General features: G+C 66.4%; 18 protein-coding genes and 1 riboswitch. Of the genes, 7 read left to right on the top strand and 11 right to left on the bottom strand.

The features are described 5' to 3' along the window. Window positions 1-28: 28 nt before the first annotated feature. From BO1_RS12620 to BO1_RS50765, 3 genes are all read right to left on the bottom strand, one after another. The gene (locus BO1_RS12620; RefSeq protein WP_028217870.1) at window positions 29-1,123 is read right to left on the bottom strand and encodes a PhoH family protein; all 1,095 of its coding nucleotides are present in this window, start codon (window positions 1,121-1,123) and stop codon (window positions 29-31) included. Window positions 1,124-1,152: 29 nt separating this feature from the next. Beyond that, on the bottom strand, window positions 1,153-2,526 hold the full coding sequence (miaB, locus tag BO1_RS12615; RefSeq protein ID WP_028217869.1) for a tRNA (N6-isopentenyl adenosine(37)-C2)-methylthiotransferase MiaB: 1,374 nt from the start codon (window positions 2,524-2,526) through the stop codon (window positions 1,153-1,155). Window positions 2,527-2,739: 213 nt separating this feature from the next. Then, window positions 2,740-3,753, bottom strand: coding sequence for a LysR family transcriptional regulator (locus tag BO1_RS50765; RefSeq protein WP_084687912.1), 1,014 nt, complete (start codon window positions 3,751-3,753; stop codon window positions 2,740-2,742). Between the two features lie 166 nt (window positions 3,754-3,919). On the opposite strand from BO1_RS50765, the gene BO1_RS12605 reads away from it, so the two are divergent. From BO1_RS12605 to ribB, 3 genes are all read left to right on the top strand, one after another. Next, the gene (locus BO1_RS12605) at window positions 3,920-5,110 is read left to right on the top strand and encodes an MFS transporter (RefSeq protein WP_028217868.1); all 1,191 of its coding nucleotides are present in this window, start codon (window positions 3,920-3,922) and stop codon (window positions 5,108-5,110) included. Window positions 5,111-5,340: 230 nt separating this feature from the next. Further along, entirely contained in the window at window positions 5,341-6,159 is an 819-nt protein-coding gene (locus tag BO1_RS12600) for a helix-turn-helix domain-containing protein (RefSeq protein ID WP_028217867.1), read from the top strand. A gap of 191 nt (window positions 6,160-6,350) precedes the next feature. After that, a riboswitch (FMN riboswitch) is annotated at window positions 6,351-6,517 on the top strand. A gap of 171 nt (window positions 6,518-6,688) precedes the next feature. Next, on the top strand, window positions 6,689-7,408 hold the full coding sequence (ribB, locus tag BO1_RS12590; RefSeq protein WP_028217866.1) for a 3,4-dihydroxy-2-butanone-4-phosphate synthase: 720 nt from the start codon (window positions 6,689-6,691) through the stop codon (window positions 7,406-7,408). A 240-nt stretch (window positions 7,409-7,648) separates the two neighbouring features. Here the strand turns inward: ribB and BO1_RS12585 are convergent, their stop codons facing one another. Next, window positions 7,649-8,335: an HAD family hydrolase gene (locus tag BO1_RS12585; protein WP_028217865.1), complete on the bottom strand. Its 687-nt coding sequence runs from the start codon at window positions 8,333-8,335 to the stop codon at window positions 7,649-7,651. Between the two features lie 325 nt (window positions 8,336-8,660). On the opposite strand from BO1_RS12585, the gene BO1_RS12580 reads away from it, so the two are divergent. Then, the gene (locus BO1_RS12580; protein ID WP_028217864.1) at window positions 8,661-9,041 is read left to right on the top strand and encodes a hypothetical protein; all 381 of its coding nucleotides are present in this window, start codon (window positions 8,661-8,663) and stop codon (window positions 9,039-9,041) included. Between the two features lie 308 nt (window positions 9,042-9,349). Here BO1_RS12580 and BO1_RS12575 read toward each other — a convergent pair whose 3' ends face one another. Next, window positions 9,350-9,547, bottom strand: a complete 198-nt coding sequence (locus BO1_RS12575; RefSeq protein WP_028217863.1) for a hypothetical protein — start codon at window positions 9,545-9,547, stop codon at window positions 9,350-9,352. A 921-nt stretch (window positions 9,548-10,468) separates the two neighbouring features. Here BO1_RS12575 and BO1_RS12565 point away from each other — a divergent pair. Continuing rightward, a complete protein-coding gene (locus BO1_RS12565; protein ID WP_028217862.1) occupies window positions 10,469-11,272 on the top strand; it encodes a ferritin-like domain-containing protein in 804 nt (267 codons plus the stop codon). Window positions 11,273-11,397: 125 nt separating this feature from the next. Here BO1_RS12565 and BO1_RS12560 read toward each other — a convergent pair whose 3' ends face one another. From BO1_RS12560 to BO1_RS12540, 4 genes are all read right to left on the bottom strand, one after another. Next, window positions 11,398-13,041, bottom strand: coding sequence for a DEAD/DEAH box helicase (locus BO1_RS12560; protein ID WP_028217861.1), 1,644 nt, complete (start codon window positions 13,039-13,041; stop codon window positions 11,398-11,400). Between the two features lie 300 nt (window positions 13,042-13,341). Next, a complete protein-coding gene (gene trhA, locus BO1_RS12550; RefSeq protein WP_028217859.1) occupies window positions 13,342-13,962 on the bottom strand; it encodes a PAQR family membrane homeostasis protein TrhA in 621 nt (206 codons plus the stop codon). A gap of 107 nt (window positions 13,963-14,069) precedes the next feature. Then, window positions 14,070-15,365 (bottom strand): c-type cytochrome, encoded by a 1,296-nt coding sequence (locus BO1_RS12545; protein WP_028217858.1) that lies wholly within the window; start codon window positions 15,363-15,365, stop codon window positions 14,070-14,072. A gap of 21 nt (window positions 15,366-15,386) precedes the next feature. Next, entirely contained in the window at window positions 15,387-16,142 is a 756-nt protein-coding gene (locus tag BO1_RS12540) for a c-type cytochrome (RefSeq protein WP_028217857.1), read from the bottom strand. A 596-nt stretch (window positions 16,143-16,738) separates the two neighbouring features. Here BO1_RS12540 and BO1_RS12530 point away from each other — a divergent pair. Next, entirely contained in the window at window positions 16,739-17,665 is a 927-nt protein-coding gene (locus tag BO1_RS12530; protein ID WP_028217856.1) for a copper resistance D family protein, read from the top strand. 104 nt (window positions 17,666-17,769) lie between these two features. Here the strand turns inward: BO1_RS12530 and BO1_RS12525 are convergent, their stop codons facing one another. Both BO1_RS12525 and dgoD read right to left on the bottom strand, forming a co-directional pair. Then, on the bottom strand, window positions 17,770-18,069 hold the full coding sequence (locus BO1_RS12525; RefSeq protein ID WP_028217855.1) for a hypothetical protein: 300 nt from the start codon (window positions 18,067-18,069) through the stop codon (window positions 17,770-17,772). Between the two features lie 366 nt (window positions 18,070-18,435). Further along, entirely contained in the window at window positions 18,436-19,584 is a 1,149-nt protein-coding gene (dgoD, locus tag BO1_RS12520) for a galactonate dehydratase (protein WP_028217854.1), read from the bottom strand. A 121-nt stretch (window positions 19,585-19,705) separates the two neighbouring features. Between dgoD and BO1_RS12515 the strand changes: the two genes are divergently transcribed. Beyond that, on the top strand, window positions 19,706-20,416 hold the full coding sequence (locus BO1_RS12515) for a FadR/GntR family transcriptional regulator (protein WP_043284640.1): 711 nt from the start codon (window positions 19,706-19,708) through the stop codon (window positions 20,414-20,416). The last annotated feature ends 62 nt before the right edge of the window (window positions 20,417-20,478 follow it).

The raw sequence follows: 20,478 nt of genomic DNA, 5'->3' as shown, positions 1-20,478 counted from the left end.
TGGTGGCGTGTCGTCTCGAGCGTGCGGATCAGCGCGCGTCGCCGTTGCCTTCGTCCTTCTTCGAGTGCGCGTCGTAGGCCTCGACGATACGCGCGACGAGCGGATGGCGCACGACGTCGGCGCTGGTGAAGCGCGTGAGCGCGATGCCGCGCACGTTGGCGAGCACCTGCTGCGCCTCGATCAGCCCGCTCTTCTGGCCGCGCGGCAGGTCCACCTGGGTGGTGTCGCCGGTCACGACGGCCTTCGAGCCGAAGCCGATACGCGTCAAGAACATCTTCATCTGCTCGGGCGTGGTGTTCTGCGCCTCGTCGAGGATGATGAACGCGTGATTGAGCGTGCGTCCGCGCATGTAGGCGAGCGGCGCAATCTCGATCATCTGGCGCTCGAACATCTTCGCGGTCTTGTCGAAGCCGAGCAGGTCGTAGAGCGCGTCATACAAAGGACGCAGATACGGGTCCACCTTCTGCGCGAGGTCACCCGGCAGGAATCCGAGGCGCTCGCCCGCTTCCACGGCCGGACGCGTGAGCACGATGCGCTTGACCTGGTCGCGCTCGAGCGCGTCCACCGCGCAGGCGACGGCGAGATAGGTCTTGCCCGTGCCCGCCGGCCCGACGCCGAACGTCACGTCGTGCGAGATGATCTGCTTGAGGTACTCGCGCTGTGCGGGCGTGCGGCCGCGCAGGTCGGCGCGGCGCGTGTAGAGCTTCGGACCGAGCTCCTCGACGTCGACGCCTTCGCGCGCGGGCTCGTCGAACGGGTGATCGGGGTCGCCGCGGAAGCGCGGGTCGATCTCCGTGGCGTCGTTGACGCCGTTCGCCCGCAGTCCGCCGTTGCCGCTCGCGCGCGCACCGTTGGCGGGATGCCGCGCTTCAACGAGCGCGAGCTGGATGTCGTCGACGGAAAGCGGATCGCGCGCCTGGTTGTAGAAGTTTTCGAGCGCGGCGAGCGCGAGTTTCGCGCCACGTCCGCGAATCGAGATGCGATGGCCGCGTCGCGCGAGGGTCACGTCGAGCGCCTGTTCGATCTGCCGCAGGTTTTCGTCGAGGGGGCCGCAGAGATTGGCGAGCCGCGCGTTGTCGTCGCGCGGCGCGGTGAATTCCAGATGCTGCTGATTGGGCTTCAAGGTATCAGTGAACTCCGTTCAGGCGCCGGTCAGTGCGTGAGCGCCGAAGTGTCCTCGTGCGCGAGCACGAGCTCGCCGCGCAGCGAGTGCGGGTAGGCGTGGTTGATCTTCACGTCGATCATCTGGCCGATCAGGCGCGCGTGCGAGGCGAGCGGCGCCGGGAAGTTCACGACGCGGTTGTTCTCGGTGCGGCCGGAGAGTTCGCTCGGGTCCTTGCGCGACGGCCCTTCCACCAGAATGCGCTCGACCCGGCCGAGCATCGACTGGCTGATGCGCTGCACGTTCTCTTCGATCGTGGCCTGCAGGTGCTGCAGGCGTTTGAGCTTGACCTCGCGCGGCGTGTCGTCGTGCAGATTCGCAGCCGGCGTGCCGGGGCGCGGGCTATAGATGAACGAGAAGCTCGTGTCGTACTTCATCTCCTCGACGAGCGCCATGGTCTTCTCGAAGTCCTCTTCGGTCTCGCCGGGGAAACCCACGATGATGTCCGTGGAGAGCGACAGGTCGGGGCGAATCGCGCGCAGCTTGCGGATGACCGACTTGTATTCGAGCACGGTATAGCCGCGCTTCATGGCCATCAGCACGCGGTCCGAGCCGTGCTGCACGGGCAGGTGCAGATGGCTCACGAGCTTGGGCACCTTCGCATAGGCGTCGATCAGGCGCTGCGTGAATTCCTTCGGATGCGAAGTGGTGTAGCGGATGCGCTCGATGCCGGGGATGTCGGCGACGTATTCGATCAGCGTGGCGAAATCGGCGATGTCCTGCGCGCCTTGCGTGAGCGCGCCGCGATAGGCATTGACGTTCTGGCCGAGCAGCGTGACTTCGCGCACGCCCTGGTCGGCGAGGCCGGCGACTTCCGTGAGCACGTCGTCGAGCGGTCGCGAGACTTCCTCGCCGCGCGTATACGGCACGACGCAATAGCTGCAGTACTTCGAGCAGCCTTCCATGATCGAGACGAACGCGCTCGGGCCTTCCACACGCGCGGGCGGCAGGTGGTCGAACTTCTCGATTTCGGGGAACGTGATGTCGACCTGCGCGCGGCCCGAGGCGCGGCGCGCGTCGATCATCTGCGGCAGGCGGTGCAGGGTCTGCGGGCCGAACACGAGGTCGACGTACGGCGCGCGCTGCACGATGGCCGCGCCTTCCTGGCTCGCCACGCAGCCGCCCACGCCGATCAGCAGGTTCGGGTTCGCTTCCTTCAGTTCGCGCACGCGGCCGAGGTCGGAGAACACCTTCTCCTGGGCCTTTTCGCGCACCGAACAGGTGTTGAAGAGAATGACGTCCGCGTCTTCGGGGGTATCGGTTTTCACGAGGCCTTCAGCGGCGCCGAGTACGTCGACCATCTTGTCGGAGTCGTACTCATTCATCTGGCAGCCAAAGGTCTTTACATAAACTTTCTTGGTCATCGGGGTCGCCGTTCGCAGTGGTTTACCTGGGGGCGTCGTCCGGTTGATGCACGCGTGCACTTCGGGACTACGGTGATAAAAAGAGGGCTGAAACGAGAGCCGGGCCGCGCGGGCCGTGGCGTGTCCCAATAGGGGCGATTCGCGTGCTTTTGCGTATTTTTGCCGCCAGTTCGCGGCGCGAATCGTCATTCAGCGCAATCCAGCATTATAGCCTTATGCGCCGACGCGGTTGGGTCGACGGTTGGGCCCGCGCGCTGCCCGCGGCGCGTTGCGCCGCCGCTCGCCGGGCGCCGCTTCGTCGGTGCAGGGCACGAGCGCATTGAGCTCGCCGGCGGTCTGCGCGAAGCGCTCGGTCAGGAACTCGAGCAGCGCCCGCACGCGCGGCGCGAGAAAGCGGTTGCGGTGGTAGAGCGCGTGCAGCGGCGCGTCAGGATAGCGCCAGTCCGGCATGACGATCTTCAGGCGCCCGGCCCGCAGGTCGTCGGCCACGTCCCAGATCGATTTCACGGCAAGGCCGTAGCCGCACAGCGACCATTGGCGCGCGACTGCGCCGTCGGTGGTTTCGAGGGCGTCCTCCATCGGCACGGTGTAGGTCTGCGTTTGGCCATCACGCGTGAAGCTCCATTCGTTCACCGGCCCGGCCACCGAGCTGATCACGATGCAATCGAATCGGGCCAGATCGCTGGGCTCGTGCGGCACGCCCTTGCGCGCGAGGTACGCGGGCGAGGCGCAGAGCACGCGCCGGTTCGGCGCGAGCGGCCGCGCCACGAGCGAGCTGTCGGCCGGCGTGCCGAAGCGGATCGCGAGATCGATGTCATCGAGCACGAGATTCGAAATGGTGTCGGTGAGCGTCAGCGCGAAGCGCACATCGGGGTAGAGCACCCGGAATTCGTCGAGCCATTTCATCAGCAGATTGCGGCCGAAGTCCGAAGTCGCCGAAATGCGCAGCTTGCCTCGCACCGCGTTCTGGCCCTCCTGCAGCGCGGCCTTGGCATCATCGAGCGAGCGCAAGGCGTGCTCGCTGCAGGTCAGATAGAGACGGCCTTCGTCCGTCAGCCGCAGTTGGCGGGTCGTGCGCTCGAACAGGCGCGCATGCAGCTCCGCCTCGAGCCGCGCGAGCCGGGCGCTCGCGGCCGCGGGCGTGAGCCCGAGCTTGCGGCCCGCCGCCGAAAGGCTGCCGAGCCGCGCCGCCTCCACGAAGAGGCGCACGTCGCCGAGATTGTCCATGGCGATTATTCGATCACAATTGAAAATGCTTCAAATGCTACGCCAATTATCAAATTGACGAGTGGCCGCGACAATGCGCGTGTTTTCCTGGCCAATGCCGGACCGACGCCGGACCACCCCGCGCGGCGCGCGCCATGCGAACCCAGGCTGCCATTCGGAGATTTCGATGCCCCTTCCCTTGCTCGCGCTGGCGATCAGCGCCTTTGCCATCGGCACCACCGAGTTCCTCATCATGGGCCTCTTGCCCGACGTCGCGCGCGATCTGAGCGTGACGATTCCCGCCGCGGGCCTGCTCGTGTCGGGCTACGCGCTCGGCGTCGCGGTCGGTGCGCCGCTGCTCGCCGTGCTCACGAGCCGCATGCCGCGCAAGCTCGCGCTGCAACTGCTGATGGGCGTGTTCATCGTCGGCAACGTGATGTGCGCGATCGCCGGCAACTACGCGCTGCTGATGGTCGCGCGCGTCGTGGCTTCGTTCGCGCACGGCTCGTTCTTCGGCATCGGCGCCGTGGTGGCGGCCTCGCTCGTGCCACAGGAAAAGCGCGCGAGCGCCATCGCGATGATGTTCACGGGCCTCACGCTCGCCACCGTGCTCGGCGTGCCGTTCGGCACAGCCATCGGCCAGCAGTTCGGCTGGCGCGTCGCGTTCTGGATCGTGAGTGGGCTGGGCGTGGTTTCGCTCATCGGCGTGACGGCGCTGGTGCCGAACCGCCACGACATCGCGCCCGCGAGCCTCGGCCATGAAGTGCGCGTGCTGCGCGACCCGCAAGTGTGGCTCGCGCTTGGCATGACGGTGCTCGGCTTTGGCGGCGTGTTCGTCGTGTTCACCTACATTGCGCCGATTCTCGAGCAGGTCAGCGGTTTCTCGCCGCGAGGCGTCACGCTGTTGCTCGTGCTGTTCGGCGTTGGCCTCACGCTCGGCAATACGCTTGGCGGCAAGCTCGCGGACCGCGCGCTCATGCCTTCGCTGATGGGCATACTCGCGGCGCTCGCCGTGGTCATGGCGATCTTCACGAAGACGAGCCACGCAAGCGTGCCCGCCGCGATCACCGTGTTCGTGTGGGGCATCGCCGCCTTCGCCACCGTGCCGCCGCTGCAGATGCGCGTGGTCGCGAAGGCGTCTGCGGCGCCCAACCTCGCATCGACGCTGAACATCGGCGCGTTCAACATGGGCAATGCGATGGGCGCCTGGCTCGGTGGCCTCGCGATCACGCACGGCATCGCGCTCGCGGCGTTGCCATGGGTGGCCGCTGCCGTCGCGATTGCGGCGCTCATCCTCACGTGGGCGGCGGCGCGCCTGGACGCGCGCACGGCGCCGCTGCGCGCCGCGGGCATGGCCGTGCGCCAGGACGCCTGCTGAGCAGCGCGAGGCTGCGGCCAGCCGCGCGTGGCCGTAGCCATCCGCACGCGGCGGCTGGGCGCGCGCGGCCTGCGCATATATCGCCACGACGCAAAAGCATTCCCGAATTCGCGCTCTGCAATGCTGATAACAGTGTGAAGATAACTTCGTTGGGCGTGGCCGGACGCGATGCTAGTCTTGCCTCCATTCAAGCACTTGCGCCGGTTCACGGCGCGTCTGGGAGGCATGCCATGCATTCAACGCTCGCGCTCGTGAGGGACGCGCAGGCCGATCGTCCGGTCACGTATCGGAGTGCGAATCATCTCGCCGATGATCGACAGATCGTCGATCCGCACATCGATCGCAGAACTGACGAACGGGATGAGCAGGATCTCGCCGCCCATGCGTCCGCGGGTTCTAACGGCGCCGCGCGCGCCGACGGTCCTTTCGATGCGCTCGAATATCTCGTCGGCGTGAACCTGGCGCGCTTGCGTGCCGAGCGCCAGCTCTCGCTCGACGCGCTCGCCCGTGCATCGGGCGTCTCGCGTGCGATGCTCGCGCAAGTGGAGTCCGCGCGCAGCGTGCCGTCGATCAAGGTGCTCTGCAAGGTGGCGGCGGCGCTCAAGGTATCGGTGTCGGCGTTCTTGCGGCGGCATGCGGTGAGCGGCTTCGAGCATCTGCCTGCCGAGCGCGCGTCGCGCCGCGTGAGCGCCGACGGACGCTACTCGGCGCGCGCACTCTATCCCGAGGACGGTCCCGCCGCCGCCGAGTTTCACGAACTGCGCATCGCGCCGCTGCACACCGAGCCGGGCACGCGCCGCGCGCCGGGCACGACCGTGAACCTCGTGGTGAGCGAAGGCACGCTCGAGGTGAGCGTGCACGACCGGCGCCAGTTGCTCGCGACCGGCGATGCGATCGTGTTCGACGCGGACCAGCCGCACAGCCTGCGCAATCCCGGCGACACCGAGGCGCGCGTTTTTCGCGTGACGCTGAACGCCGAAACGCCACCGCGCTGGGATGCGCCGCTGCCGGGCGGCGCCCAGGCGGTCGCGCCCGCGCAGCCTGAATGAGTGCGATGTTGCGCACTGCGGCATACGCCGCGCGTTTCACAGTGGAGGCTCGCACGCGCCCACCCACTGCGCGCTCGGGCATCCCGCCGTGCACAAGACGTGGCGCGCGACGGCTGTCTACGGTTTTTTTTCCGCGCTGCACGACGGCGCGCTCTGTTGTATCCTTTGCCGGCCGGTTCAACCGGTAATCAGTGCGTCTTCAGGGCGGGGTGAAATTCCCCACCGGCGGTATGCCGGCCGCGCCGCAAGGCAAGGCCGACGAGCCCGCGAGCGCCTGCGCATCGTTTTTCGCGCAGGGTCAGCAGATCTGGTGCGATGCCAGAGCCGACGGTCATAGTCCGGATGGAAGAAGATGTGCAGATGGTCATGTTTGCCCATCCGCCGCGGCTTTTCAGCCCGCGCCGGCCTGCGCGCGACGCCCTGGCGTCGTGTTCCGGCGGCGCGCGCCTGATGCCGCGCGCCGGGGATTCCTGTCTGTTTGCAATGCCCTGAAACGTTTTTCGCCCAACTCTTGCGAGGAGCGTTTCACATGTCCTTTACCCGCAATGCTGTAACTGTCGAGCCGCTGCTCGACGCCATCGACGATCTTCCCCTGCTCGACACCGAACCGGTGCCGCCCCGCATTGCCGCCGCGCTGCAGGCCATGCGCGAAGGCCGTCCGGTCGTGCTGCAGGACGACCACGACCGCGAAGACGAAGCCGATCTCGTGCTGGCCGCCGAGCGCCTTACGCCCGAGACGATGGCGCTGTTCATCCGCGAATGCAGCGGCATCGTGTGCCTGTGCCTGTCCGACGAGAAGGTGCGCGCGCTCGAGCTGCCGCCCATGGTTCCGCACAACGAAAGCCGCAACCGTACCGCGTTCACGGTGTCGATCGAGGCGCGCGACGGCGTGAGCACGGGCGTGTCCGCCGCCGACCGCGTGACGACGATCCGCGCGGCCATCGCCCCGAACGCGAAGCCTGCCGACATCGTGCGCCCCGGCCACGTGTTCCCGCTGCGCGCGCAGCCGGGCGGGGTGCTGGCGCGCCGCGGCCATACCGAAGGCACCGTCGATCTGGCCGTGCTCGCGGGCCTCGCGCCCGCCGGCGTGCTGTGCGAGCTGATGAATCCGGATGGCACGATGGCGCGCGGCCAGCAGGTCGACGATTTCGCGAAGCTGCACAACCTGCCGATGCTGACGATCGCCGAGCTGGTGGCGTTCCGCGAGTCGCTCGCGCAGGCGCGCGAGCGCTGCGCCGAGCCGGCGTAAGGCGCTCGGCGCTGCCGGGCCGGAAAGCGCCTTGACGCGTCGGTCCGGACGCCGCCGGCATCACAGTTTCGATAATGGCGCGTGGCCTTGCGGCTCACGCGCCGCTTGTCGTTTTGCGCGCGCAAACGCCGGCGCGGGCAGCGCGCGCCGCGCTACCCCTCGCAGGAGGTAACGCGTGGTTACACCTTACGGTTACGGCCGCAGTTACGACCACGTTTATGACCGCAGTTACGGCGGCGCTTACGACTGTTGATCGCCGAATTCGCCGCGCACGCCGGCCTCGACGAGCGCAGGCAACTCATCCATGTGCTTCATGATGCGCGTGATGCCCATCTCGCGCAGCACGTCGGCATAGCCCGACGGGATATGGCTCGCGCCGACGAAGGCGATCGTCTTCATGCCCGCCGAGCGCGCGGCGTTCAGGCCCGAAAGGCTGTCCTCGACGACGAGGCAGCGCGCCGGCTCCACGCCGAGCGCCGAGGCCGCGTGCAGATAGATGTCCGGATAAGGCTTGGGCCGCTCGACCTGCTCGGCGCTGAAGATGCGCTCGCCGAAGATCGCGTCGAGCCCGGCGCGCCGCACCGAAGCGTGCACGCGCGTGAGCCGGCTGTTCGAGACCACTGCGGCCGGCAGCGCGACCTGACGCAGCGCGTCGCGCACGCCGTTGATCGGACACACCGATTCGGCGATGGCGACTTCGCAGTTGTGATCGATCGTTTCGAGAAAATGCTCGGGCAGGGTCAGATTGAAGCGTGCGGCGACATCGGCGAGAAAACGCGAGGTCTGCTGGCCGAATGCGGTCGCCACGGCGGCGCGAAAGTCGACACCGGGAAAGGTGCGGCTGAGCGTATCGAAGAGGACGTGGTCGGCAATGACTTCACTGTCGACGAGTACGCCGTCACAGTCGCAGATGAGATGGTCGATCATGCGCAAGACGAAAGTGCGGGAGGCAGGATGGCCAGGCCAGGCGGCGGGGCCGCGTGAGCCGGCGAGGCGGGAAGGTTGAAAATGCCATGATACGTGCTTTTGCAGGGGCCGGACGACGGGCGTGGCGACCCTCTTGTCGGGGCTCGCGGCGGGTGGGCGCGCGGGCGGCCTGTACATGCCATGGCACTTTGGCCGTACGGCCAGGGTGTGGCGCGCGCCGCGCGATGCGACAATAGTCTGCATGATCGAAACCGCCTGAAACCCGCAGATCAAGGGCAACGAGGGCAATGAGGACAACGAGGGCAATGAGGACAAGGGGAACGCTATGCGTGGACTTGCGATGATCGGCGCAGCGGTGCTGGCCGCCGCGTGTGCCGGATGCGCCAATACGTCGGGGCTCATCGGCGGCTGGCGCGCGCCGCCGTTCGCTCAGTTGCAGCAGACGTGCGGCCAGCCGACCGACTACGGCGCCGACACGCAGGCCGTCTATTCGGCGGTCTATGACGCCTGGGTGGCCACCCGCCACGGCAAGCTGCCCCAGGCGCAGTTCTGCAGCTTCCAGGCGGGTCTCGCGCAGCAATACGCCGCTCACGGCGCGCTCGCAGAAGCGCAGGGGCGCAACCAATGGGTGACGTATCTCAACGAGCAGCGCGCCCAGGCGCTCTCCTGGCGCGCGTCGGCCGATTCGACCCTGCGCGGCGGCTGAGCGCAGCAGGGCGAGGCGGGTAGAAGCGGAATCGACAGAGAGCATTCACGCACCGGGCAGGGCAAGCGCCCCGCACCGGGCACCTTCTGGATGCTCGGGCGCGGAAAAAAATGGTCACGCGGGCATGAAGCGCGCGGGTCCGCGTGACCATGCACTGCAGGCGAACGTCTACAGCCGTGCGCCTGCATCGGGGAAGGTCTCGACAAACCACGCTGGCGGACGGTTCCCGCGTCCGAGCGGGTCGAGAAAATTAGCGAAGCATCAGCAGGGGAATCAGGCCGGCGCGTGAGAACCGCCAGCCCGTCCCGTTATGAAAATCGTTTGATGGCGCGCAACGCAGAGTCGCCGATTTCTGTAAGTCGCCATTGCTGGAGGCCGGAAGCGAGCCGCTCCAGTTGGACGAGCTGTCGTTCGAGGAGGGCGTCGAGTTCTTCGCGTTCCATGTCGATCTGGTTAGGGGCGTCCTTCACTAGCAGCAGGGTGGCGAATTCATGCGGACTCAGCATCGTTCTCTCCATGTTGCCGCATCAGAGGTCATGCATCGCGGCCCGCGGGGCGGCGTGATGACAATCATGCGGTGGGCGTGAGCGAAAGCCTGCAACAGCGCGCGAGGTGCCGGATGTGCGGTCCTTTGGTTGTCATGCGCCACGGATCCGGCAGGTGGCGGCAAACAGTCCAAACGGCATCCAGCCCGGATCGGCGCCGGGGAACTGGAGTGTAGTCAACCGCCCTGCGTTGTACAAACCACACCCCGAAAATATTCTGTTTGACATTCCGTGTGCGTCGCGGCGGTGGTGCCGCGCGCGCAAATCCTTGATTTCACTTCAAGTTCTTGCCGCAGTGCGCAATGCGCAGAGAGCCGGATTCGATGCCGGTGCAAATCCGCGCAGGGTTCTCCGATTGCGCGGGTGCGCACTCGTGCCCCATCAGCTCGTGCATGTGCGAGGCCGTCAAGCGGGCAGCGTGGAGGTATTCCTCGGTTCCGGGGCGGCGGCAGGTGTAACGGCAGACGATGTCGCGCGTGCATTTGCCGCAAGCGCGCGTTCTCGGTCGCGTCGCGGGGCGTGCCAGGCCCGCCGGATGCGGCTTTGCGGGCATCCGGCGCAGACGGGGACGGCGAGATGTACCTTTAGCGAAGCGGTCGATGTCCCTGCCGCGACGCCCATGAGTGCCGGATGAAGGCATGACAATGCGCTCGCAGGCGCCTTACAAGTTGACTCTTCCCGGAACTGCGGCAAGCGGGATCGGTCTGTGCTCTCAGACTGCAGCTTCGCGAAACAACAGCTAAGATGAAGTAATCACGGCTGGTACCTTTCACTACGCGGCGGGAACGCAAGACCGGGTCGCCAAACCGGTGGCGTGCCGCGCACAGAGCTACCGCTTTGGAGCACGACAGAATGCGCAATGACATTGAACCTGGCTATGTGATGCCCTGGCGCATCGAAGATATCGACCTTACGCGGATTGACCGTCAGCGTGCCCGCGCCAACGAAGACCTGCTGCTGCTGCTCTGTGCGTCCTCGTTCATCGAAAGCGGCTCGGACCTTTACACGAGCAACCTCAGCGTCTTCTTCAACGGCGATCCGGAAGTCTCCGAGTGGCTCAACAACGAGTGGGAGCATGAGGAACTTCAGCATGGCCGCGCGCTGAAGACCTATATCCAGTACGTGTGGCCCGAATTCGACTGGGACACGGCCTTCCAGAACTTCATCGAAGAGTATTCGAAGACCTGTTCGTTTGAGGAGTTCGAGCGCACGCGGGCGCTCGAAATGGTCGCGCGCTGCGTGGTGGAGACGGGCACGGCTACGCTCTATCGCGCAATTGGCGAATGCTCGGACGAGCCGGTGCTCAAGGAAATCACCGACAACATCCGCAGCGACGAAGTGCGCCACTACAAGCACTTTTTCCGCTACTTCAAGAAATACAACCAGGTCGACGGGCACGGGCGTCTCGCCGTGCTCGGTGCGCTCACGCGTCGCGTGATGGAGATCAAGAACGAGGATTCGGAGATCGCATTGCGTCACGTGTTCGCGATTCGCTATCCCGACCGCGTGAAGGATCACGCCTACAACCGTGAGCTCACGGCGCGTGTGAACAAGCTCGTGCGCCACAATCTTTCCGCCGATATGTGCGTGAAGATGCTGCTCAAGCCGCTCGACATTCCCGCGAAGATTCAGCCGAGCGTGCACTATCCGCTCGCGAAGATCACGCAGCACGTGTTCTTCCGCTGAAGTACGCCCCCTGCACGCGCCAGTGGGCGCTTCTTGCCAGGCAGAAAACACAAAGGCCCGCTAGAAAGCGGGCCTTTGTACTTGCACTTGCGCGAGGCATTGCTCGCGCGCGGCGCCAATGTCGATTAACGGTCGCGCTGGCCGTTGCCGTCGCGGCGTGAGCCGCCCGGACGGCCGCCGAGCAGTGCGCCCGGATTCGATTGCGGCTTGCGCTGCGGACGGCCCAGCGCGCTTTCGTGCGACACGCCGCGCTGGCTTTCGCGGCGCGTGTGTTCGCCACGGCCGCCTTGGGCGCCGTGATTCGCGCCTTGCTGCTTCACCGGCTTGGCCGTGCGCACGCCGTTCGGCGCGGCGGGCTTGGCCGGGCGCTGGCCGCCGTTGTTGCCAACGCCGTTGCCACCGTTGTTTTGGCGATTGCCGCCACCGTTGGCGGACTGCGCGCGGTTGCCTTCACGACCACCTTCGCGGCCACCCTCGCGGTTGCCGTCACGCGAGTCGCGTCCCTGTGCAGGCTTGGCCGCTGCCGCATTGACCCCATTACCTGCAGCGCCACGTCCCTGGCCTTGCCCCTGACGCTGCCCGCGCCCTTGCTGCTGACCACGGCGCAGGATCGGCTCGGGCTTCGCGTTCGGGTCCGGCTCGAAGCCCGCAATGACCTCTTGCGGCACCGGACGCTTGATGAGCCTTTCGATGTCCTTCAGTAGCTGATGCTCGTCCACGCAGACGAGCGACACCGCTTCGCCCGTCGCGCCCGCGCGGCCCGTGCGACCGATGCGGTGCACGTAGTCCTCGGGCACGTTCGGCAGGTCGAAATTGACCACATGCGGCAACTGGTCGATGTCGATGCCGCGCGCCGCGATGTCGGTGGCCACGAGCACCTGCAGCGTGCCGTCCTTGAATTCGCTCAAGGCGCGCGTGCGGGCCGACTGGCTCTTGTTGCCGTGGATCGCGAGCGCGCTGATGCCGTCCTTGGTGAGCTGCTCGGCCAGGCGGTTCGCACCGTGCTTGGTGCGCGTGAACACGAGCACCTGGAACCAGTTGTGCTGGCGGATCAGATGCGTGAGCAACTCGCGCTTGCGGTCGCGATCGACGGGGTAGACCTTCTGCGCGACCGTTTCCGCCGTGGTATTGCGTCGCGCGACTTCGATGAGCGCGGGCGAGTCGAGCAGGCTGTCGGCGAGCGCCTTGATTTCGTCGGCGAAGGTGGCCGAGAAGAGCAGGTTCTGGCGCTTCGGCGGCAGCTTCGCGAGCACGCGCTTGATGTCGTGGATGAAGCCCATGTCGAGCATGCGGTCGGCTTCGTCGAGCACGAGGATCTCGATATGCGAGAGATCGATGGTCTTTTGCTGCATGTGATCGAGCAGACGGCCCGGCGTCGCGACCACGATGTCCACGCCGCGCTTGAGGGCGTCGATCTGCGGATTGATGCCCACGCCGCCGAACATCACCGTCGACTTGAGCTTCAGATACTTGCCGTAGGCACGCACGCTTTCCTCGACCTGGGCGGCCAGCTCGCGCGTGGGCGTGAGAATGAGGGCACGCACGACGCGCTTGGCCGTAGCGGCCGGCGGCATGTCGGTCAGACGTTGCAGGATGGGCAGCGTGAAGCCTGCGGTCTTGCCGGTGCCGGTCTGGGCGCCGGCGAGCAGGTCGCCGCCGTTCAGCACGGCGGGAATGGCTTGCGACTGGATGGGCGTGGGAGTGGTGTAGCCAAGCTCATTGACAGCACGGACCAGCGGTTCGGACAAGCCGAGAGAATCGAAAGACATAAAGACCTGTTGTATTGCAGTGGCGCGAGCGGCGCGGCGCTGCCGGTTACGGCGCGCCGCGAGCGCTGCGGATGCGCCCGCTCGCGTTCATTCGGACGGCGCGCCAGTGCGCGCGCCGCGTGTCGACGGTCTATGCAGACCCGCCGGCTGGCGTAAAGTTGCATCGCGCGGCCGCGGACACTGCGGCCGCCGCGCGATGGTCTTCGCATTTGCTTCGTGCGCCATGGCCGCCCGGTGGCTGACCAGGGTTGCCTTGGGGTTGCCTCCCGCAGTTGCCTGATGTGGCCCCGGCGGGGCGCATCAAGCGACGTAGCCCGCGACGCTCACGAATTGACAGACGCTCCCGGCGAGCACGAACAGATGCCAGATACCATGTCCGTGCCGGATACGTTCGTCGTTGACGAAAAAATAAATGCCGATGCTATAGACGATGCCGCCTGCCAGCAGCCACGCCGTGCCGGCGGCCGGCAGCGCCCCGATGAGCGGCTTGACCGCGACCAGCGCGAGCCAGCCCATCACCACGTAGAGCACCATCGAAAGCACGCGCGTACGGCGTCCGAGCGTGAGCTCCTGCACGATGCCGAGCGCGGCAAGCCCCCAGCTCACGCCGAAGAGCGACCAGCCCCACGGCCCGCGCAGCGTGACGAGCGAGAACGGAGTATAGCTGCCCGCGATCAGCAGATAGATCGCGGCATGATCGCACTTCTGCAGCACGGCCTTCACGCGCGGCCCGCGCACGCCGTGATACAGCGTGGAGACGGTGTACAGCGCGCACAGCATCGCGCCGTAGACGGCAAAGCTCACGACCTTGTACGCGTCGTGATCGAGCGCCCCGAGCGTGACGAGCGATACCAGCCCTGCGACCGACAGCAACGCGCCCACGAGGTGCGTAATGCTGTTCAGACGCTCACCCGCTTTCATGACGACAACTCCTTGTTCTTCTTGCTCCAGCAATAGCGAAGGGCGCAGCCGGCGGTGCTTTGCCGGCTGCGCCCTTGTCAGGCAGACGCCACTATAGCAAACGCGCGTCAGTCGAGCGGCGCGGAGCGCAGATCGGCCACCTGTTGCGGGGACACCGGCGTGCCCTTGTTGCCCCACGTCATGCGGATGAACGTCACGACCGCCGCCACCTCCTGGTTGGACAGCGCTTGTGCGAACGGCGGCATGCCGTACGGGCGCGGATTGCCCTGCGTGCTGGGCGGATAGCCGCCGTTGAGCACCATACGGATCGGATTCACAGCCGATTTCATCTGGATCGACTGATTGTTCGCGAGCGGCGGGAAGTTCGGCGGCATGCCGAGGCCGTTTTCCGCGTGGCACTTTGCACACTGGTCATGGTAGATCTTCTGACCTTGCTGTAAGAGTTCGCCTCCGAACGCTTCGGACGTTTCCATCTGCATCTGCTCAGGCGCTTCCTTCTTTTGCGGAATCGTCTTGAGATACGTCGCCATCGCCTGGATATCGTCTTCCGAGAGATATTGCAGACTGTTATGAATGACGTCCGCCATCGGGCCGAACACCGCGCCGCGTTCCGAGACGCCGGTCTTCAGCAGGCTCGTAATGTCCTTGATGTCCCAGTCGCCGAGGCCGCCTTCGCTCGAGGTGAGCGAGGGCGCATACCAGTTCTGCAACGGGATCAGGCCGCCTGCGAACGCTGACGAGTTGACCGGCCCGCCCATCATGTTGATCGACGTGTGACACATGGCGCAGTGGCCGAGGCCCTCGACCAGATACGCGCCGCGGTTCCATTCGACCGATTTGGTCGGGTCGGGCTTGTACTCGCCTTCACGGAAGAACAGCGTGCGCCAGCCGATCAGCAGGTTGCGGTTGTTGAACGGGAACTTGAGCTCGTGCGGGCGGCTCGGCACGTTCACCGGCGGCACCGAGCGCAGGTACGCGTAGATCGCGTCCGCGTCGGCGCGCGAGACCTTCGTGTAGCTCGTGAACGGGAAGGCCGGATAGAGCAGGCTGCCGTCCTTCGAGCGGCCCGTGTGCATGGCGCGATAGAAGTCGTCGGCGCTCCACTTGCCGATGCCGTACTGGTCGTCGGGCGTGATGTTCGGCGTATAGAGCGTGCCGAACGGCGTCGCCATCGGCAGGCCGCCCGCGAAGAGCTGGCCGCCGCGCACGGTATGGCAGGCGACGCAGTCGCCAGCGCGCGCGAGATACTCGCCCTTCTTGATGAGATCGGACTGATCGACGGGCGTGGCCGCCTGCGCCGAGCTGTTGCGCAGATAGTCGTTGCCGGTCCACAGCACCGGCACGAGCGCGGCGAGGGCGGTGACGACGACTGCGGAAAGTGCGAACAGGGACTTGCGGTTCATATGGCTGTCTCCCCCGGCGCCTTATTGCGGTTCGCTGCCGCAGGCAAGCGGCGTCTTCAACGAGCCAGCCGCTGCCGGCACGGGATTTTGTGGCGCGCTTTGCGTCGAGAGCCAGGCCGCGACCGCGTTCACGTCATCGTCCGTGAGGCGCGTGGCGACCTCATGCATGCAATCGGGCGCCTTGGCATGGCGCGAGCCCGAGCGCCAGGCGCCGATCTGCGCGCTGATGTAGTCCGAATGCAGGCCGACGAGACCTGGAATGGCCGGCTCCATGCCCGTGAGCTTCATGCCGTGGCAGGCCGCGCACGCGGGCACCTGCCGCGCCGGGTCGCCGTGCAGCACGATCTCGCGGCCGTGCGCGAGCGTGCTGTCTCCGACCGTCGGCCTGGAAGGCGCCGGATAGGGCGGCCGCTGCTGCGAGAAGTACGTCGCGATCTCGTGCAGGTAGTCGTCGGAGAGATAGGTGACCAGGTAATTCATCGGAGGGTACTTGCGGCGGCCCTCGCGAAAATTCATCAACTGGTTGTACAGGTACTCCGCCGGTTTGCCGGCGAGGCGCGGGAAGTAGTCGTTGTCGGTCCCCTGGCCGTGCGAGCCGTGACACGCGGTGCAGCCCTGCACGCGCGCTTCTATCGTGTCGGGGGCTTTGGGCTGTGGGGTCTGGGCGGACGCTGCGCTGAAGATTCCGGTCGTGCCGAACAGCAATGCGGCCAAAAGCGGCGCGGCGAGCGGAATGAGCGGTCTGGAGATACGTCTTGGGGACACGCGTGACTCCATTCTTTATCGTGGACCTGACCAGGCTTCGAACGACCCGGCTTGTAGGCTGCGCGCGATGAAAGCCGTAGACCGTGCGCGCTGCGGCGACGCAGCCGATTCTATCATCGCGGCCTGATAGTGACCATTTGCCACACGCGCCACGGCGCCGCCTACGCGGGCTTGCCCGGACACGATTGCGGCAGAGGGTCGCAACGTCGCCGGTTATGATTCTGCACCTGTTGGCCGATCCGTGACTCGGGATTGACCCTGCTTGCGCGTTACTGCATGCCATGCGCATCGCCGGCGTTGGGCGCGCGTTGAATGTGTATGCGAAGCGCCGTTGAACCGATCGGCGCGACGGCTATCGAAGCAGGCGCGTCTTGAAATGGCGCGCACGCGAGCACGCCGGCGCGGTTGCGTCACGGTTGCGTCACGCGCTTGCGTCGAGCTTGCGCCGTTGCGCCAACGTTGATATCGATTCCACCTTGTTTTCTTGTTGTTTCCTTGCCACTCGTCTCGATGACTCCAATTGCACTTTCCCTTTCGATGCTGCAGGCACGCGCCGCAGGCTTCGCCCCGCTCCTCGTCTGTCATGAACGCCGGGAGGACGCGGTCCGATGAAAGCTGACTGGCTGTGGATCGGGCAGGTCGCGATGGCCGCCCTCGTGAACATCGCCTATGCGTTCGCACTGGGCTCGACGCTCTATGGCGCGTGGCTCGAGAAGGACGCGCGCAGCGCGGTCGCGCCTGCGCGGCCCGCATGGCTGCGCGCGCAAATATCGCTGCGGGCGGCTTCGCTCGTGCTCGTGATTGCGCTCGCAATCTGGCTGTTGTACGAAAGCGCGTCGATCAGCGGCGGGACCTTGCCTGACGCATTCGGCGTCGTGCCGACGGTGCTCGCGCAAACACACGTGGGTCACGCATGGAGCGTCGCGTTCGCGGGCGCGCTGGTGGTGCTCATCACGGCGCTGATGCCGGCCAGCCCGCTGCGCGACGGCGTGCTGTGGCTCGCGCTCATCGCCACTGCTGCCGGGCGCGCGGGAATCGGCCATGCCGCCGACGCCGGATTTGCCTCCGCGGCACTCGGCCTGCACACGCTGCACGTGCTGAGCGCGAGCGCATGGAGCGGCATCGTGATGGCGGGTGGCCTGGCCGTGCTGCCGGCGCTGGGCGCATCGACGGCGCGCGGCGTGCTGATCCGCACAGCGGGGCAGGTATCGAACGTGGCGCTCTTCGCCGTGGGCCTCGTGCTCGCGACGGGCGTGTTCAATGCCGTGCGCGGGACCGGCGGCTCGTTCGAAGCGCTCGCAACGAGCGCGTGGGGCCACGTGCTGATCGCCAAGCTCGCGCTCGTCGTGCTGGCCATGCTGCTGGGCGGCTTCAACCGCATGGTGGCGATGCCCGAGCTGCGCCGCGCGGCGTCGACGGGCGCGGCGCGCCGCTTCGTCAACGTGCTGCATCTCGAAGCGCTGGTGATGATGGCTGTGCTCATCGTCGCGGCCGTGCTCGGGCACAGTGCGCCGGGCTATGTGTTGCAGGGCTGAAACGCCGGGCGACGTCCAGGTATCGATACGCGCCTGTGCAGCGGATATGCACCGGCGCATCGCTCGTGCGTTGGCGCGCAGCGATGTCGTGCGCTAACGCAGCGTCACTCGTAGCCGAGCCGATGACTGAGGATGGGCGAGAAGAAGAGGGCGATGGCGCAGCCGATGGCCTTGCCCTCGAGCTCGGCGAGCGCGAGCACTGACGAAGGATGCGCGATCAGGTCGACGAGCTGCGGCGCGCACCACAGGACCGCGATGCCGATGAAGCTCTGCTCGACAACGAGGATGCGCCAGCCGCGCGTGCACGCGACGGCGGCCACGATCACGCGCAACAGGCCAAAGACAACCAGGGCGCCGACCGCGGCCTGTTCGCGGATCAGATAGTCGGGGAGCATCGCTTCCATGTGTGTCCCTGCGGCGGGGTAGGGGTCTCGCAGGGAATTCAGCAAGGAGCAGGCCAGAGAGGGCCAGGTCGCGCCGCACGTTGCGTGCGGGCGATGCGCGAAGGGCGCCGGCGCCTTGCGCGGCGGGCCTTCGCAGCCGCTTTCGCTATGTGCGAAAGCGCCATTCGCAGGACCCGCTCGAAGGCGGGGTGCGGCTGCAAGGCCGTAAAGAGGCCTCAAACGTTACGGCGCTGAAACGCGCCGCCGCCAGGGCGTCACGTAACGCGCATGGCACGACTGCAAGCGCGGCCGATTCCCCGGCGCGCCGGGGCCACGCAACGCGGTGCCTCTGTCTCGATCGCGCTGGCTAATTCGATCGTTTCGAGATCACCACTCGGCGACGCTGCCGTCCTCGTGACGCCAGACCGGATTGCGCCAGCGATGCCCTGTCTTCGCCATCTCGCGCACCTTCTCCTCGTTGACCTCGATACCGAGGCCCGGGCCCTGCGGAATCGACACGAAGCCGTCTTCGTACTTGAAGACCTCGGGGTTCCGGATGTAGTCGAGCAGGTCGTTGCCCTTGTTGTAGTGGATGCCGAGGCTCTGTTCCTGGATGAACGCGTTGTAGCTCACCGCGTCGATCTGCAGGCAGGTCGCGAGTGCGATGGGCCCGAGCGGACAGTGCAGCGCGAGCGCGACGTCGTAGGCCTCGGCCATAGCGGCGATCTTGCGGCACTCGGTGATGCCGCCCGCGTGCGAGGCATCGGGCTGGATGATGTCCACATAGCCGCCCGCGAGGATGTGCTTGAAGTCCCAGCGCGAATAGAGACGCTCGCCCAGCGCGATCGGCGTGCTCGTCTGATTGACGATGTCGCGCAGCGCCTCGACGTTCTCCGAGAGCACCGGCTCCTCGATGAACATCAGCTTGTACGGATCGAGCTCCTTCGCGAGCACCTTGGCCATCGGCTTGTGCACGCGGCCATGAAAGTCCACGCCGATGCCGACGTTCGGACCCACGGCCTCACGCACCGCCGCGACGTTGTTGATGACGCCTTGCACCTTGTCGAAGGTGTCGATGATCTGCAGCTCTTCGGAGCCGTTCATCTTGACGGCCTTGAAGCCGCGCTCGACCACGGCGCGCGCGTTGTTCGCGACGTCGCTCGGACGGTCGCCGCCGATCCACGAATAGACCTTGATCTTCTCGCGCACCTGGCCGCCGAGCAGCGCGTGCACGGGCACGCCATGATGCTTGCCCTTGATGTCCCAGAGCGCCTGGTCGACGCCCGCGATCGCGCTCATCGAGATGGGGCCGCCGCGATAGAAGCCCGCGCGGTACATCACCTGCCAGTGGTCTTCGATGAGCAGCGGGTCCTTGCCGATCAGATAGTCGGCGAGCTCGTCGACAGCGGCTGCAACCGTGTGCGCGCGGCCTTCGACAACAGGCTCGCCCCAGCCGACGATCCCCTCGTCCGTTTCGATCTTGAGAAAGAGCCAGCGGGGCGGCACGACGAAGGTTTCGAGCCGGGTGATTTTCATGCGGTGTCTCCTTTTCGATGAAGCATCACGTCGAGGAGCCCATGCTACTGCAAAAATCGCCTTTAAGTGCTATTAATAGTATTATTTCGCGAAAGCTCCCAGTATCTGGGCTTTGACGACTTTGACGACGGACATCACACCCGGGAGAACGGCGATTCAGCGCGATCTGCATGGCACGGTGGCATTCGAACTTGGCAGCGCGATTCTGCGCGGCGACTACGCGCCCGCCGAAATACTGCCCCGCGAGGCCGAACTCATGGCGGCCTTCGACGTGAGCCGCACCGTGTTGCGCGAGGCGTTGCGCACGCTCACCTCGAAGGGGCTCGTGGAATCGCGTCCGAAGGTGGGCACGCGGGTGCGCGAGCGCGCGGCGTGGAACCTGCTCGATGCCGACGTGCTCGACTGGTACGCGCGTGTCGCGCCGCCGCTCGCATTTGCGCTCAAGCTCCAGGAAATGCGCGAGATGATTGAGCCGTTTGCGGCCGGACTGGCCGCGAGCGCGCACGATGCGCACGCCCTCGAACGGCTCGCGCAGGCGCACACGGCAATGGCGCAAGCGCGCAACGTGGACGAATGGGTGCGCGCCGACCTGCGCTTTCACCTGGCCGTGCTGGCGGCGTGCCGCAACGAGCTGCTGGTGCCGCTCGGCACGCTGATCGAGCGCACGCTCGAAGGCCAGTTGCGCGTGAACGCAAAGCGCGCGGAGGTGTTCAACGCGGCGCTGCCCGACCACACGGCGGTGTTCGAAGCCATCGAGCAACGCGATGCGCACGCGGCGCGCGCCGCGATGGCGGCGCTCCTGCGCGTGACGCGCGAGCGTATCGAAGGGTGAGGGAAAGGACGTCCAGGTTTGCTATCCTCTTGTGCGTCGTGCCAGTACCGCGCCTTTCCCGC

The sequence above is a fragment of the Paraburkholderia oxyphila NBRC 105797 genome, from assembly GCF_000685075.1.
Taxonomy (GTDB): Bacteria; Pseudomonadota; Gammaproteobacteria; order Burkholderiales; family Burkholderiaceae; genus Paraburkholderia; species Paraburkholderia oxyphila.
The sequence above is the reverse complement of the archived record's forward strand: the minus strand, read 5'-3'. Positions and strand labels throughout refer to the sequence as shown.

What these genes read in the sequence shown, in the direction of transcription:
- miaB (WP_028217869.1), bottom strand. Translation starts at nt 2,526, where the DNA reads ATGACCAAGAAAGTTTATGTAAAGACCTTTGGCTGCCAGATGAATGAG.
- BO1_RS50765 (WP_084687912.1), bottom strand. Translation starts at nt 3,753, where the DNA reads ATGGACAATCTCGGCGACGTGCGCCTCTTCGTGGAGGCGGCGCGGCTC.
- BO1_RS12605 (WP_028217868.1), top strand. Translation starts at nt 3,920, where the DNA reads ATGCCCCTTCCCTTGCTCGCGCTGGCGATCAGCGCCTTTGCCATCGGC.
- BO1_RS12600 (WP_028217867.1), top strand. Translation starts at nt 5,341, where the DNA reads ATGCATTCAACGCTCGCGCTCGTGAGGGACGCGCAGGCCGATCGTCCG.
- ribB (WP_028217866.1), top strand. Translation starts at nt 6,689, where the DNA reads ATGTCCTTTACCCGCAATGCTGTAACTGTCGAGCCGCTGCTCGACGCC.
- BO1_RS12585 (WP_028217865.1), bottom strand. Translation starts at nt 8,335, where the DNA reads ATGATCGACCATCTCATCTGCGACTGTGACGGCGTACTCGTCGACAGT.
- BO1_RS12580 (WP_028217864.1), top strand. Translation starts at nt 8,661, where the DNA reads ATGCGTGGACTTGCGATGATCGGCGCAGCGGTGCTGGCCGCCGCGTGT.
- BO1_RS12575 (WP_028217863.1), bottom strand. Translation starts at nt 9,547, where the DNA reads ATGCTGAGTCCGCATGAATTCGCCACCCTGCTGCTAGTGAAGGACGCC.
- BO1_RS12565 (WP_028217862.1), top strand. Translation starts at nt 10,469, where the DNA reads ATGCCCTGGCGCATCGAAGATATCGACCTTACGCGGATTGACCGTCAG.
- BO1_RS12560 (WP_028217861.1), bottom strand. Translation starts at nt 13,041, where the DNA reads ATGTCTTTCGATTCTCTCGGCTTGTCCGAACCGCTGGTCCGTGCTGTC.
- trhA (WP_028217859.1), bottom strand. Translation starts at nt 13,962, where the DNA reads ATGAAAGCGGGTGAGCGTCTGAACAGCATTACGCACCTCGTGGGCGCG.
- BO1_RS12545 (WP_028217858.1), bottom strand. Translation starts at nt 15,365, where the DNA reads ATGAACCGCAAGTCCCTGTTCGCACTTTCCGCAGTCGTCGTCACCGCC.
- BO1_RS12540 (WP_028217857.1), bottom strand. Translation starts at nt 16,142, where the DNA reads ATGGAGTCACGCGTGTCCCCAAGACGTATCTCCAGACCGCTCATTCCG.
- BO1_RS12530 (WP_028217856.1), top strand. Translation starts at nt 16,739, where the DNA reads ATGAAAGCTGACTGGCTGTGGATCGGGCAGGTCGCGATGGCCGCCCTC.
- BO1_RS12525 (WP_028217855.1), bottom strand. Translation starts at nt 18,069, where the DNA reads ATGGAAGCGATGCTCCCCGACTATCTGATCCGCGAACAGGCCGCGGTC.
- dgoD (WP_028217854.1), bottom strand. Translation starts at nt 19,584, where the DNA reads ATGAAAATCACCCGGCTCGAAACCTTCGTCGTGCCGCCCCGCTGGCTC.